The organism is Streptomyces sp. NPDC036984 (assembly GCF_055607665.1).
Window position 1 is genome coordinate 92,607 of record NZ_JBVJRL010000015.1, and the last position, 14,065, is coordinate 106,671.

Annotated in this window: 13 protein-coding genes; 9 read left to right on the forward strand and 4 right to left on the reverse strand. The window is 72.9% G+C overall.

Annotated features, from left to right (window positions below; all coding sequences use genetic code 11):
* Positions 1-15: 15 nt before the first annotated feature.
* Both ACZ7DL_RS25760 and ACZ7DL_RS25765 read right to left on the reverse strand, forming a co-directional pair.
* Positions 16-453, reverse strand: coding sequence for a Fur family transcriptional regulator (locus ACZ7DL_RS25760; RefSeq protein ID WP_470777422.1), 438 nt, complete (start codon positions 451-453; stop codon positions 16-18).
* A gap of 331 nt (positions 454-784) precedes the next feature.
* Positions 785-1,945 (reverse strand): abortive phage infection protein, encoded by a 1,161-nt coding sequence (locus ACZ7DL_RS25765; RefSeq protein ID WP_470777423.1) that lies wholly within the window; start codon positions 1,943-1,945, stop codon positions 785-787.
* A gap of 164 nt (positions 1,946-2,109) precedes the next feature.
* On the opposite strand from ACZ7DL_RS25765, the gene ACZ7DL_RS25770 reads away from it, so the two are divergent.
* Positions 2,110-3,033, forward strand: a complete 924-nt coding sequence (locus ACZ7DL_RS25770) for a hypothetical protein (protein ID WP_470777425.1) — start codon at positions 2,110-2,112, stop codon at positions 3,031-3,033.
* Between the two features lie 146 nt (positions 3,034-3,179).
* Here the strand turns inward: ACZ7DL_RS25770 and ACZ7DL_RS25775 are convergent, their stop codons facing one another.
* Positions 3,180-3,539, reverse strand: coding sequence for an excisionase (locus tag ACZ7DL_RS25775; RefSeq protein WP_470777427.1), 360 nt, complete (start codon positions 3,537-3,539; stop codon positions 3,180-3,182).
* Between the two features lie 68 nt (positions 3,540-3,607).
* Here ACZ7DL_RS25775 and ACZ7DL_RS25780 point away from each other — a divergent pair, with 68 nt between their 5' ends.
* Entirely contained in the window at positions 3,608-4,579 is a 972-nt protein-coding gene (locus tag ACZ7DL_RS25780; RefSeq protein ID WP_470777429.1) for a Clp protease N-terminal domain-containing protein, read from the forward strand.
* Between the two features lie 138 nt (positions 4,580-4,717).
* On the forward strand, positions 4,718-5,830 hold the full coding sequence (locus ACZ7DL_RS25785) for an FAD-dependent oxidoreductase (RefSeq protein ID WP_470777430.1): 1,113 nt from the start codon (positions 4,718-4,720) through the stop codon (positions 5,828-5,830).
* Between the two features lie 260 nt (positions 5,831-6,090).
* Here the strand turns inward: ACZ7DL_RS25785 and ACZ7DL_RS25790 are convergent, their stop codons facing one another.
* Positions 6,091-7,077, reverse strand: a complete 987-nt coding sequence (locus ACZ7DL_RS25790) for an NAD-dependent epimerase/dehydratase family protein (RefSeq protein WP_470777612.1) — start codon at positions 7,075-7,077, stop codon at positions 6,091-6,093.
* Positions 7,078-7,590: 513 nt separating this feature from the next.
* On the opposite strand from ACZ7DL_RS25790, the gene ACZ7DL_RS25795 reads away from it, so the two are divergent.
* From ACZ7DL_RS25795 to ACZ7DL_RS25820, 6 genes are all read left to right on the forward strand, one after another.
* Positions 7,591-8,727, forward strand: a complete 1,137-nt coding sequence (locus tag ACZ7DL_RS25795; protein ID WP_470777431.1) for an acyltransferase family protein — start codon at positions 7,591-7,593, stop codon at positions 8,725-8,727.
* A gap of 827 nt (positions 8,728-9,554) precedes the next feature.
* Complete coding sequence (locus ACZ7DL_RS25800; protein ID WP_470777433.1) at positions 9,555-10,448, forward strand: STAS domain-containing protein; 894 nt, start codon at positions 9,555-9,557, stop codon at positions 10,446-10,448.
* Entirely contained in the window at positions 10,445-10,825 is a 381-nt protein-coding gene (locus ACZ7DL_RS25805; protein WP_470777434.1) for an STAS domain-containing protein, read from the forward strand. Before ACZ7DL_RS25800 ends, ACZ7DL_RS25805 begins: the two co-directional genes overlap by 4 nt.
* A complete protein-coding gene (locus ACZ7DL_RS25810) occupies positions 10,825-11,271 on the forward strand; it encodes an anti-sigma regulatory factor (RefSeq protein WP_470777436.1) in 447 nt (148 codons plus the stop codon). The genes ACZ7DL_RS25805 and ACZ7DL_RS25810 overlap by 1 nt, the downstream gene beginning before the upstream one ends.
* Positions 11,272-11,276: 5 nt before the next feature.
* Positions 11,277-12,329, forward strand: coding sequence for a SpoIIE family protein phosphatase (locus ACZ7DL_RS25815; RefSeq protein WP_470777614.1), 1,053 nt, complete (start codon positions 11,277-11,279; stop codon positions 12,327-12,329).
* Complete coding sequence (locus tag ACZ7DL_RS25820) at positions 12,313-13,980, forward strand: PP2C family protein-serine/threonine phosphatase (protein WP_470777438.1); 1,668 nt, start codon at positions 12,313-12,315, stop codon at positions 13,978-13,980. Before ACZ7DL_RS25815 ends, ACZ7DL_RS25820 begins: the two co-directional genes overlap by 17 nt.
* The last annotated feature ends 85 nt before the right edge of the window (positions 13,981-14,065 follow it).

Below are 14,065 nucleotides of genomic sequence, written 5' to 3' on the forward strand. Positions count from 1 at the left end.
TGCGGAACTCGGTGCTCAGGAACTGCGGCCGGTGGAACAGTCGGGGCACAGGCCCCAGTAGACGACCTCGGCCTCGTCGATGGCGAAGCCGCGGTCGTCGGCGGCGGTCAGGCACGGCGCGTCGCCGACGGCGCAGTCGACGTCGGCGACGGCACCGCACGACCGGCACACGATGTGGTGGTGGTTGTCGCCGACGCGCCCCTCGAACCGGGCCGGGTGGCCGGCCGGCTCGATCCGGCGCACGAGGCCCGCCGCGGTCAGCGCGTGCAGGGCCTCGTAGACGGCCTGGAGGGAGATGTGGCCTACGCGATCGCGGACTCCGGAGGCGATCGCCTCGACGCCGAGGTGGTCGCCCTCCCGGACGGTCTCCAGCAGCGCGACGCGGGCTGCCGTCACGCGCAGGCCGGCACCGCGGAGCTGCTCGGCGGTGGTCGGGGTCGGGGAGGCGGTCATGGCCCCGAACCTACCCTCATAAACACGAGTGGTTCAAGAAAACGAACCATACAATTCTGGCCTCGCTCCGTCGCCCGCCGTCCACCTCCGCGTCGCTCTTCGAGACCGCCGGAGCGCCCGCCCGGGTGTTCGCTTTCGCGCTTGCCTTCACCCGTGCCGTCGCATCTGCCCGCGTACGGCGCCACCCTGAGTGCCATGCGGGCCGTCCGCCGCTCTGTCGTGGCGTGGGCCGGAGGACGGGTCGGAAGGCATGCCCGCATCATGTGGCCCCGGACCGGCGCGGACCGCGCGGCAAGCCGGGCGGTCCTCCGGACGGGTGACCGCACGCTCGTCAGGGGGCGAGCCGGCCGCCGGTTCGCGCGGCCCGATAACGGTGGGCCAGGGCGTGGAAGGCCACCTTCGGTTCCCAGTGCCAGTCGGAGGCGGGATCGTCCGGGCGGTCCTTGACGGTCTTGGTGATGGCGTAGCTCGCCATGTCGAGGTCGTGACGCGGGTCGTCAGGCCGGTGCGGGGCGTCGGGAGTCACGAACTCGAAGGCCATGGCCGCGTACAGGTCCGTCGAGGAGAACGCGTCGAGGAGCTGCATGAGACAGGCCGCCTGGGTGCGCTCGCTGCGGACCAGGTCGCCCTTGATCTCCTCGGGCTTCTTGTCGTGGTCGACCACGTCCCAGCCCATGCCGGCGGTCCGGGGCGCCCCGACGTAGGCGCAGGTGCCGAACTCGGTGACGGCCACGGGCTTGCCCCAACGCAGATAGCGGCTCAACTCCCTGACGTGGTCGGCCGGATGGGGGAAGTGCGCGTAGTAGTCGATGCCCACGATGTCGAAGAGGCCCCAGTCGACCTGGTCGTCCTGGGCGGCCGCGTAGCTGAGCCGGCCGTGGAAGACGGACCGGCCGACCGCGGCCGCCTTCGCCGTGAAGCGGTCCAGCCGGCGCTGCATCCGGACGGCGTCCACCGTGCCGTCGAGCAGGTTCCGGATGCGTTCGAGGACGGTGTCGCCGGGGACGATCCCGGGCACGAACAGCCAGAACTCGCAGCCCACGCTGAAGTCCACGGCCGCGCCCTGCCGGCGCAGCCGCTCGGCGAACCGGCCGGTCTCGGCGAGGTGTTCCAGGATGTCCCGCTCCGGGGCGTCGCCGAGGGTCGGCTGGAGCCAGACGCGCAGCCCCCGCTCCGCCGCCTCGGCCGCGGTGGCCGTGAGGCGTTCCACGCCGTCCCCCGTCACGTCGACGGTGTCGGCGTACAGCTCGTCGCGGATGATCCGGATGTCCTCCCGCATCCGGGCCGCGCTGAAGACCGTACCCGGCGTCTCGCCCTCCCCCACGGTGTACACGACCCCGTGGTGGCGCAGTCCGCGCCGCGCGGCGCCGCCCTGTCCCGAGCCGCCCTGCGCGGCGCGGGCCCGGTCCGCCGGCAGCGCGGCTGCGGCCAGGCCCGCGAACGCCGCGCCGGCCAGGAACTGTGCACGCTTGATCCCATGTGTCCTCTGCATACGGCCACCCTGCCGGGCCCGGCGCACCGGCGCTGTCCGCCGATGGTCTGGCAAGCGGGGCCGAAAGGCGGGAAACGGATGCCGAAAGGAGGACCTCCCGCCTCCGAAAGTCACGGCGCCCACCACTCTCATGAATCACTCCATAAGCACATGACAACCCCGTCATGAGAAACTCGGATCCCGTCCCGAGGTGGCCGTCGAGAGGGGCGCTGGTGGACCTGGACGCCGTCGCCGACGAGCTGTACGGGCTGCGGCCGGAGGAGTTCGTCGCCGCCCGTGAGCGCCGTGCCCTGGACGCCCGCAAGGCCGGTGACCAGGTCCTCGCCAAGGAGATCGGCGCGTTGCGGCGGCCGAGCCTGGCCGCCTGGGTCAGCAATCTGCTGGTGCGCGGGCAGCCGGAGGAGGTCGCGCCGCTGCTCGGCCTCGGCGAGGAGCTGCGCCGGGCGCACCGCGAACTGGACGGGGCGCAGCTGCGCAAGCTGGCCCGCCGCCAGAACGAGGTGATCGGCGCCCTGGGCCGCCAGGCCCGGCAGCTGGCCGCCCGGTCCGGGCATCCGGTGGGCGAGGGCGTCCAGCGCGAGGTCGAACAGACCCTGCACGCCGCGCTGGCCGACCCGGAGGCCGCCCGCCAGTGGGCCGAGGGCCGGCTGGTGAAACCCCTCAGCGCACTGGCCGGATTTCCGGTGGCCGACGAGGCCGTACTCGACCGCCGCCCCGCGCCTCCCGCCGCCGAGCCGAAGAAGCCCACGCGGGGCAAGGGCCGCGACGAGGACACGGAGCGCGGCCGGCGCCTCGCCGAGGCACGCGCGAGGGCCCACGAGGCCGAGCGGGAACTGCACGCCCGGGAGGCCGAGGCCGACGAGGCCGGACGAGCCGCAAAGGAAGCCGGCGCCCGGCTGGCAGCGGCCGAGGAGGAGGTCCGTGAGCTGCGGGAGCGGCTGCGGCACGCCGAGGAGGAGCAGCGGCTGGCCCGGGGCACCGAGCAGGACGCCCGTGAGCGCGCGCGGCAGGCCGACCGGGCGGCCCGGGAGGCCCGGCGCCGGGCCGGAACGGCCGCCGCGCGAGCGGAACGGACAGCCGCCGGCTAGCACCGGAGCGGAACGGACGGCCGCCGGCCAGTACGTTCCCCTACTGGCGCCGCCGGACCGGCCCTACACCCTGGTCGTGGATGAGCAGGCGGATCCGGCGACCGTGGCACCGTTCCGGGCCGATGGCACGGTGCTGCTCGCGCCGGTCACTTCCGCTCCAGCGCGGCCAGCCGCAGCTCAAGCTGGTCAACCCGGTGCCGTAGCAGGGTGACCTGGGCTTCCAGGCTGACTTCCCGTTCCGCCCTGCGCTGAATGCGCGGTGACGCGGCGGCGCGCTCGATCACCGCGTCCAGCTGGACCAGGCGCTGCGGCCCGTTCGGGCCGTCCACCAGCCGGGACCGGATCTCGCCGTTGCGGTACCAGGACCGCAGGGCCGAGCGGGAAACGCCGGTCTCGGCTTCCGCCTTGGCCAGCGTGACCCAGGGTGTCTCGTCCAGCTGCTCGAACAGCTCCAGCTCGTTCTGCCAGCGCGCGAGCCGGTCCTCCCAGTCCGACGGTGTCTGCATCGCACCCTCCCTTCAGCACGGTGACCCTGTCAAAACCAGTGTATTGACAGGGTCGGGACCATAGAAGCATGTCATTTGAAAGGTTCACGGTGAAAGCCCGCAGGGTGGTCGTCACGGCTCAGGAGGAGGCAAGGCTGCTCAAGCACAACCACATCGGCACGGAGCACATCCTGTTGGGGCTGCTCGACGCGCCGGACAGCACGGCGGCGAAGGTTCTGCACCAGCTCGGGTACGACAAGGAGACGGCGCAGGCCGATATCGCCGCGGTGGTCAAGCCCGGCACGCAGGAGCTGAGCGGCCATATCCCGTTCGCGCCGAGCGCGAAGAAGGCCCTGGATCTCGCCCTGCGCGAGGCACAGCAGTTGCACCACAGCCACATCGGTACGGAACACATCCTGCTCGCCCTGGTCAGGGAAGGTGAGGGCGTCGCCGCGAAGGTGCTTGCCGAGCGGATCGAACCGATCAGCAGGATCCGTGCCGCGGTGCTGGCCTCATCGGAGGGATCGCAGGACGTCGCAGCCAGCCCCTGGCCGGCCGGCACACCTGCCACCGAGGACACCGTGTCCGCCGCCAGCGCGCTGGCCGGGGGCGCACCGGTAGGCAGCCATCACCTGCTTGAGGCGATGCTGCGGGCGGAGAACAGCATGGCGGCCAGGGTGCTGCGCGAACTCGGAGTCGACCCGGACGCGGTCGCCGCCAAGATCGACGAACTGGATCCGGAGACGACCACGGACGCGAACCCGGAGGAAGCCGCCGCACGCAAGATGGAAATCCGGCTGGCAGACGATGAAGTGCACCTGATCCTTCGGGACCCTACGACGGTCACGATCGCCAAGAAGGTCACCGAGCTGTCCGACGGCCCGATCCAGGGCGTGGGGCCGGTCGCCGGCATGTTCGTCCCGCTCTGGCGGTCGACCAACCAGCTGCTGCTGCAGATCCAGCGCGTGCTGGAACCGGAACGCGAAGAAGAGGACGGATCCGCCGCGAGCAACGTGGCCAAGGTCGTGCGCACGGTGCTCGCGCCCCGGCTCCGCCGGTGAACCGGCTGATCAGCGGGCCGGAACCGGCCGAGGCGATCGGCGTGTCCGGGATCGCGTTCGGCGCCCGGCCGGTGGTGGCCCGGGCGCACCACGGGTCGATCTCCCGTGAGCAGGCAATACGTTGAATCGGAGGCGAGCGTGACCATCACCATCGTCGGAGCCGGCTTGGGCGGCCTGGCCCTTGCCCGTGTGCTGCACGTGAACGGCATCGACGCCGTCGTGTACGAACGGGAACCGTCGCGTGACGCGCGCGGTCAGGGCGGCATGCTCGACCTGCACGCCGAGACCGGCCAACGGGCGATGCGCGAGGCCGGCCTGATCGGCGAGTTCCGCGCGATTGCCCGTCGTGAAGGCCAGGACCTGCGCCTTCTGGAGCCGGACGGCACCCTGCTGCTGCAGGAGGACACGCCCGAGGACGCCCCGCTCGATCGACCCGAGGTCGACCGTGCCGATCTGCGCAACCTGCTGCTGGATTCGCTGCCCGAGCACGCGGTGCGTTGGGGGCACGCGTTCGAGCGCGCCGACAACGGTCTGCTGCACTTCGCCGACGGCAGTACTGCGACGTACGACCTGTTGGTCGGCGCCGACGGCGCGGCCTCCCGGGTCCGCGCACTACTCACCGACGCCCGACCGGCGCACACCGGCCAAAACGTCGTTGAACTCGGTATTCCTGACATCGACCGCACCCATCCCGACCTCGCGGCGATGGTTGGGCGCGGCAACTACTGGGTGCTCGGCAACGGACAATCCCTGTCGGCGCAGCGCAACGGCGACGGCCGCGTGCGCATCTACCTCAGCTTCTGCACCGCCGAGGACTGGTTCGGGACCAGCGGAATCCCGTTCGACGACCCCGCCGCCGCCCGGGCGCGGCTGATCGACCTGTTCACCGGCTGGGACTCACGGTTCACCGCGCTGATCGCAGCCTGCGACGACACCGTCCTGCCACGGTCGATCACCACGCTCCCGGTCGGTCTGACCTGGCCCTCGAGGCCGGACATCACGCTGCTCGGCGACGCCGCGCACCTGATGCCGCCGGTGGGCCAGGGCGCCAACATGGCGCTGCTCGACGGCGCCCTGCTCGGCCTCGCGCTGGCCGCGCACCCAAACGACTTTCCCGCCGCCGTCAAGGAATACGAACGCGAGATGTTCGAACGCACCAGCGCCGCCGGTCGGCAGTCCGCGCGCATCCAGGAGATCCTGATGTCGCCGGACGCCGGCCGGAAAATGCTCGCGTTCTTCCAACCGGGCTGAAGGTAGCCGAACACGACCAGGCAGCCGGCCGCCCAGCCGGCGCGATCACCCGCGGTTCAGGTCCCTCGGTCGTCTCACGGGACGTCACGCGACACGAGTCTCAGTGCCCGGACGGAAGCCGGGCCGGCCCGCGGGGAGCCGGGATGCCTCATCTCCTTCGCGGGCGGCCGGGACAGGAGCCGACGGGGCGGAGTGGGACGGTCGTTCCTCCCTGTTTCGAGGCGCTTGCGGGAGATCACCGACAGCCCCAGGGCGGGGGCTTATCCGAAGGACGCCAGAAGTTCGCGCTCTCTGTCCGGGGCGAGTCCGGCGCGGCGCGGCCGGTGCAGTCCCTGCTCGCGTTCCCAGCGCAGTGTGTCGGCAAGGAGGTCGGTGCGGGAGCGGTGGCGCAGGCCCGCGGTGGTGGCGGCGGACCCGTTGCGCGCCGCCCAGCCCTCCCATCCCGGTTCGACCACCCACATGGGCAGTGAGTCGGGGCCCATGTACTGGGCCACTCCTTGCGCGAGGAGTTGCCGGGACGCCACCGTGACGACCGGTCCGGTGTGTCCGCCGACGCTGCGGGACAGGTCGATCCACTCGGCGAAGGGGACAGTCGGCCCAACCGCGTTGTAGATGCCTGTGGTTCGGTCTTCTGCGGCGTCGAGGAGCCAGGTCGCCAGGTCGCGTACGTCGATGGTCTGCGTCGGGGCTTTGGGGGTGTCGGGGACGAGCAGCGGCGCCTGAGGGGCACGGGCGGCGCGGGCGACCCAGTAGCCGGAGCGGTCGCTGTGGTCGCCGGGTCCGCCGATGAGTCCGGCGCGTGCGATGAGGAGGCGGTCGGTCAGGGCCGTCCGGGTGAGCCTTTCGCAGGCGGACTTGGCCTCGCCGTACCGGTCACGGTCGACCTCTTCGTGGTCTGTGGCGGGCAGCAGGGCGGCGGATTCGTCCGCGCCGGGCTCGCCGTGAGATGCGTATGCGCTGACCGAGGAGACGTAGACCCAGTGACGTGCCCGCGCGCCCAGGGCCGCAACTGCTCTCCGTACGAAGCCGGGTTGCCAGGACACCTCCAGCACAGCGTCCCATTCCCGGCCGGGCAGGGACGCGTACGCGGCGGGGTTTCGCCGATCCGCGGCTACCAGGCGCGCGCCTTCCGCCACGGGCCCGCTGTCGCCACGAGCCAGGCACGTCACGCGGTGGCCGCGTTCGAGGGCCTGCCGGGACACTTCGCGCCCCAGCCAGGCCGTACCGCCGAGGACCAGGATCTCCATGCGCTCCATGGCGGAACTCCATCAGCACGGCCTGGTCACGCCAAGGGGCTTCTGCCGCGGGCAGAGCCCGTATCTGCCCAATCGTCTTCCCTCGCCCGAGCATTCTCGCGGTCGGCCCGCAGGCTGTCGGCGTGGTCCTCGATCGCAGGCGGGTAGGACGGGTCAGGACGGTAGAACCCGCAGTGCGAGCACTGGAAACGGATCGGGCGTGCGCGTCCGCCGGCCTTGACGTCGCAGCCCAGGCGCCGGGCGGCCAGGTGGACCGCGTGATCGGCCGTCAGCCGGGTGTCCGGTACCGGCCGGCCGGCCCGTGGGGATCGCTGGGGTGCACCCCCGCCACCGCCCTGAGCGGCATCACTCGTGCGGGTGCACCCCCTCCCGCCGTCCGTGGCATACGCGGCGGTCCGTCGTTCGGCAGCAGTGTGATGTTTGCCATGAGACGTGATGGACCGGCGGCGGACGGGCATCGTTCCCCTTCATGCTCCACGCGTACCTCCTGCGGCAGGTGATGTGATGACCACGGCGACGACCCGGGCGCTCCGGACGCCGCCCGCCCGGACCGGAGCGACGACCGCCGGGTCCTCCCCACCGGCCGCCCCACCCTCCCTGCCGTCCCTCACCGGGCTGCGCTGGATGGCGGCGCTGCTGGTGTTCGGACTGCACGTGCACAACTTCGGCTACTTCGGCGGCACCGGTGGCCGTCTCATGTCCTGGGGTTTCGGCGCCGGCGCCACCGGAGTGTCGTTCTTCTTCGTGCTCTCCGGGTTCGTGCTCACCTGGTCGGCGCGGCCCCGCGACCGCGCGCTCGCCTTCTGGCGGCGGCGCATCGCCCGGATCTACCCGGTGCACCTGGTCACCCTCGCGGTGGCGCTGGTCATGGCATACACGCTCACCCGCCAGGCGCCGCCGACACCGAAGCAGGCCCTGGCGAACGCGCTGCTGCTGCACCCCTGGTGGCACCCGTGGTGGCAGACGCTCAACCCGGTGAGCTGGTCGCTGGCCTGCGAGGCGTTCTTCTACGCCGCCTTCCCGCTGCTGATCCTGCTGCTGCGCCGGCTCGGTCCGCTCGGCTCGACCGCGCTCGGCGGGCTGTCGGTGGCGGCGGTCCTGGTGCTGTCCTGGGCGGACGCCCACCACTGGTGGACCCAGTCGATCTACTCCTTCCCGGCCGCACGGCTGCCCGAGTTCGTGCTGGGCGCGGTGACCGCGCGGCTGGTGCTGCTCGGCCGCTGGCGCGGGCCCGGCCTGGAGGCGTCGCTCGCCCTGGCGATCATCGGCTACTTCCTGGTCCCCCAGGTCACGCCCGGCTACTCCGCCACCGTGTGCACCATCGCCGGGTTCGCCCTGCTCATCCCGGCGGCGGCGGTCGCGGACCTGCACGGGCTGCCGTCGGTGTGGCGGCGCCGGCGGATGGTGCGGCTCGGTGAGCTGTCGTTCGCGTTCTACATGATCCATTTGCTGGTGCTGCGCGCCGCGACGAACCTGCTGGGGACGAAGCCGCACTTCGGTGTCCTGGCGGGGCTGGCCGTCACCACGGCCGCGTTCGCCGTGTCGCTCGCCCTGTCCTGGGTGCTGTACGAGGCGGTGGAGCGGCCGGCGCGGCGGCTGCTGCTGCGCCGCCGGCGGCAGCCGGTGCGGGACGGAGGTTGACGGAGGCGGTTTCACGGTTTCACGCACGCGCGTGTCGAAGGGGCCGTGCCGGATGCGGCATGTGACGGCGCCCGGCCCGGGGTGGCCGTGCCGGGTGCCTGCGGCAGCGGCCGGCCGGTAATCCGTCCCCACCCCCGGGGGTGGTGCCGGCGCCGGCGGAGTTGCCTGGTGCGCATCGCGTCGAACTCTGGTGCGCATCGCGTCAAACGTGGATGAGCGGGACGCGGGTGGTCGCACGCGCGGGTGACATCGGCAACAGCGAGGAGAGTCCCCCGGGTTTCGGGGTATGCGGCTGACCGACACCGGCCCGGCGGCACACACCGGCGGACCGGCACCACCAGAACGCACCTAAGGAGCCGAGTCGACGTGCGCGGGAAGCACACCGGGGCGAGCCGACGACCGGCATCCGACCCACCCCCCGACCCATCCCACCGCCGGTCCGGACCGCAGCGGCTCTCGGCATGTCCCGACCGCCGTGCTCGGCCACGGGCCGCCCGGACGGCAACGGCCACCCGCAGCTGCCCGGCACCCGGCAGCTCGGCCCCGGCAGCCCCCGCCCCGGACCGGCACCTCCCACCGCATCCCCCCGCGCACGCCCCCGATCCCCCCGCTCCGCCCGCCCCGGTCGGTCACCGGCAAGCCGTCGTCGGGTCGCTCGGTGCGGCCGTGGCTGCGGCGACCGGCGTGGGTGTGAGCGGGGTTGACCTGGTCGAATTGTGGGGCGGGGGTTTGGTCGGGGCGGAGCTCGAAAGTTACGGTGGGCGGTCGGTAATGGGCGGCTTCGGGGCGCCGGGCGACCGGCGTGCCTGGCTGCGCGAGAAGAGAGGATGACAGTGCCCGAGCAGAACGCAGCCGCGTCGGCACCGCAAGTGGTGGGTTCCTTCCTGGAACAGCGCAAGGAGCAGATCGCCCAGCGCTGGGCCGACGCCCCCTTGTTCCGCTCGGTCTTCACCGTCTCCCGCGACGAGGCGGTCGAGGCGTGCAAGGCCGTGGTGGACGCGCTGTCCGAAGTGGCCGTCAGCGGACGGCTGGAGGACGTCGCCGCGCCCGGCTTCGGCACCGTACGCGAACAGCTGGGACGTATGTCCGGCATCCGGACCCGGTCCGGCTCCAGCCCGGCCCGGATCGCCGACGAGGTGGCCGGACTGCGCGCCCCCGTGGTCGAGTTGCTGCGCGAGGAGTTCGCCGACCCCACCGCCCCGCAGGCCCAGGAGAGCGTGCTGGCGCTGACCCTGTTGCTCGGCACGCTACGCCTGGTGGTGATGGAGACGGCGCTGGACGCGAACGCGGAGCTGATCGAGCGGCAGCGGCAGCAGCTGCTGGAAGTGGCCACCCCGGTCATCAAGTTGTGGGAGGGGACGGTCGCCGTCCCGCTGATCGGGACCCTGGACAGCGCGCGCAGTCAGGTCGTGATGGAGTCGCTGCTGGAGGCCATCGTCGACCAGCGCGCCCGGTACGCCATCCTGGACATCACCGGGGTGCCGACGGTCGACTCGCTCGTCGCACAGCATCTGATGAAGACGGTGGCCGCCGCGCGCCTGATGGGTGCCGAGTGCATCGTCTCCGGCATCCGCCCGGCCATCGCGCAGACCATCGTGCAGCTCGGCATCGACCTGGGCTCGGTGCTCACCCGTGCCTCGCTGTCCGACGCGCTGGCCTACGCGCTGGGCAAGCAGGGCATCGAGGTGTCCCGCTCGGACGCGGGTGCGAGCGCCCGGTGAACCAGCCCACTCCCGGTCTGCCGGCCCAGGTCCCGGTGCTCGCCCTGGGTGACGTCCTGCTGGTCTCGCTCCAGGGCGAGCTGCACGACGGCATGGCCGAACAGCTCCAGCACGACATCACCAGCCGTATCGCCACCAGCCGGGTGACCGGTGTGGTGATCGACATCTCCGGTGTGGACATGGTCGACTCGTTCCTCGGCCGAGTGCTCGCGGAGATCGCCTCCACGGCGAGCCTGCTGGCGGCCCGGACGGTCCTGGCCGGCATGCGGCCCGCGGTGGCGATCACCCTGGTCGAGCTGGGGCTCACCCTGCCCGGCCTGGTCACCGCCCTGGACGTCGACCGTGCCATGGAACTGCTGTCACAGAGGGGGAGCTGATGCAGCCGTCCGGCCAGGCGTCCGCGACGAGCCTGCCCATCGGCTCGGACGCGGATCTGGCCTGGGTCCGGCAGGAGGTGCGGCAGTGCGCGGCAGGGCTCGGTTTCGGTCTGGTACAGCAGACCAAGCTGGTGACGGCGGCGAGCGAGCTGGCCCGCAACACGCTGGTGCACGGCGGCGGCGGACGGGTGGAGATCACTCCCCTGGACAACGGCCGCTCCCGGGGTCTGCGGATGTGCTTCGTCGACGGCGGTCCAGGCATCCGCGACCTGGAGCTGGCCATGACCGACGGGTACACCAGCGGCGGCGGCCTCGGGCTCGGTCTGAGCGGCGCCAAGCGGCTGGTGCACGAGTTCCATGTCGACACCGAGCCGGGCCGGGGCACGACCGTCACGGCCGTCGCCTGGGTGGCCCAGGTGCCCTCCTCCCGTCCGGGGGCGGGATGAGCAGGGTGTGGGAGATCCCGGTGCACGACTCCACGCGGGTCCGGGACGCCCGGATCGCGGCGCGCGAGGCGTGCGGACACGCGGGCCTCGCCTCCGAGCGCACCGCGGCCGCGGAGCTGGTCGCCACCGAGCTGGCCACCAACCTGCTCAAACACGCCGGCGGGGGTCTGATAGTGGTGAACCTCGTGGTGCCGCCGGCCGGCGGGCCGGGCACATCGGTGCAGCTGTTCTCGCTCGACCACGGGCCGGGCATCGCCGATGTCGGCGCCGCGCTGCGGGACGGCTATTCCACGGCCGCCGGCTCGCTCGGCGCGGGCCTGGGCAGCTGTGCGCGCAGTGCGAACGCCTTCCATCTGTACAGCGCGCCGGGACGGGGGACGGTGGCGACGGCCCGGATCGACCCGGAGGCCGGGGGCCGCGGGACGCGCGGGCCGCAGCTGCCCGCGGGCGGGATCACGGTCGCCCTCGCACAGGCGGAGCACTGCGGTGACGCCTGGAGCTGGGTGCGCTCCGGGAGGCTGCTGACCCTGCTGCTCGCCGACGGCCTCGGGCACGGTCCGAAGGCCGCGCACGCATCCGGCGCGGCGGTGTCCGAGCTGCGCCGGGCCGCGCACCTGCCGCCCGAGGAGATCCTGCGCCGGCTGCACACCGCCCTGCGGCCCACCCGGGGCGCGGCGGTGACGGTGGCCCAGGTGGACGCGGAACGGGCGGAGCTCAGTTTCGCCGGAGTCGGCAACGTCGGTGCCCGGGTGCGCACCGGGGACTCCTGGACGTCCCTGGTGTCCCATCCCGGGATCGTCGGCGCGTACTTCCCGGCGCACGTTCCGGTGCGCCGGGTGCCGTGGCGCCGCGACAGTCTGCTCGTTGTGCACAGTGACGGACTGCCCAGCCGCTGGAGGCCGCCGGAGGATCTCGGGCTGCTCGCCCAGGACCCGTCGGTGGTGGCGGCGGCGATCCTGCGTGACGCGGGCAGCCCCGCCCGCCCCGTACGCGACGACACCAGCGTGGCCGTACTGGCCCCCGACCTCCCGACCAGCGCCCATGACAGCCGTCTCTGAGAACTGGACCATCGCATCGGCCGCCGACGCGGCCCGCGCCCGTGCCCTGCTGGCGCGGCTCACCGCGGACGCCGGAGTGCCCGCGCTCGACCGTGCCCGATTCCTGACCGCGCTCGGCGCCCGGCTGCGCGGCTGCCTCGAAGCGGGGGGCGCGGACCTGGCCGTGACCCCCGGCGCGGACGGGGAGCTGCGGGTCGAGCTGGGCGGCCCGGAGCCCTGGCAGCACACGCTCGTCTGCCCCTCTCCCGCGACCGTCCCGCTGCCCGGACCGGACGACGTCCCGCTCGCCGAGGCGCTGCTGGACGCGGACGAGGACGCCGCCGCGCTGCTGGCGAGTCTGACGGAGACGGAGGAGCTTCTCCGGTTCCACCGGGAGGAGCTGCACCAGACCAACCAGGGCGTGCTCGCCCTGCACGCGGAGCTGGAGGCGGCGGCGCTGGCACAGCGCGAACTCCTCGACGCCGAGCGGGTGGCACGCGCGGAGGCGGAGAACGCCCGCCGCCTGCTGACCTTCCTGGCCGATGCGAGCGCGGCCCTCAACGCCTCGCTGGACCACGAGGACATCCTGCGCCGGCTGCCCCGGCTGCTGGTCCCGGAGTACGCCCGGCACGTCGACGTCTGGCTCGTGGACGACGAGCGGACCCCGCCGGGCGAACGGGCGGCGGCCACGGTGACGGCGGCCCGCACCGGCCGTCCCCAGCACGCGGGCCCCCACCCGGGTGGGCTGCCGGGCGTGGACGACCTGCCGGCCTCGGCGCTGTCCCCGGACCGGCCGCTGCTGTGTCTGCCGCTCGGCGCGCGGACCGTGCAGGGTGTGCTGACGCTGGCCGCGCCCGGCGACCGCTTCGACCCGGACACCACCGTGATGCTGCTGGAACTGGCCCGGCGGGCGGGCATCGCGCTGGACAACGCCCGCCAGTACGAGCAGCACCGGGACGTCGCCGAGGCGCTTCAGCGGGCCCAGCTGACCGAGTTGCCCGCCACCCCGGGCCTCGCGCTGGCCGCGCGCTATCTGCCGGCGACGCACGGGCTGAACATCGGTGGCGACTGGTACGACGCCTTTCCGCAGCCGGACGGCAGTGTGCTGGCGGTGATAGGGGACGTCACGGGGCACGGACTGCGCGCGGCGGTGATCATGGGCCAGCTGCGCACGGCGCTGCGCGCCTACGCCGTGGAGGGCAACGGCCCCGCCCGGATCCTCACCCTGCTGCACCGAATGCTCCGCCACCAGCAGCCGGAGCTGTACGCGACCTGTGCGATCGCCCGGTTCACGCCCGGGGAGCCCGGCGTGGTCTGCGCCGCCGCCGGGCATCCGCCCGCCATCGCGCGCGGTCCCGGGGGCGAGGTGCGGGTGCTGGAGGCCAAGCCGGGGATCATGCTGGGGGTTCCGGTGCCGTACGAGTACGAGGAGCACACCGTCGAGTTGCCGGCGGGCTCCACTCTCGCGCTGTACACGGACGGTCTGGTGGAGCGGCGGTCCGCCGGGATCGACGCGGGCATCGACCGGCTCGCCCAGGCCATGGGGGAGCTCGGCGCGGCGGACCTGACGGATCTGGACGCGGCGGCCGACGCGCTGCTCAAGCCGATGCTGCACGATTCCGAACACGACGACGACATCTGTCTGTTGCTGTGCCGCACCACGCCTGAGTGAACGGCCGTGGGGCGGTCCCCGGTCACGGGGCCGGCGCACGGGGGGCGTCACCGCGAGGCGCGGGTGTTTCGCGTACGCCGTGCGG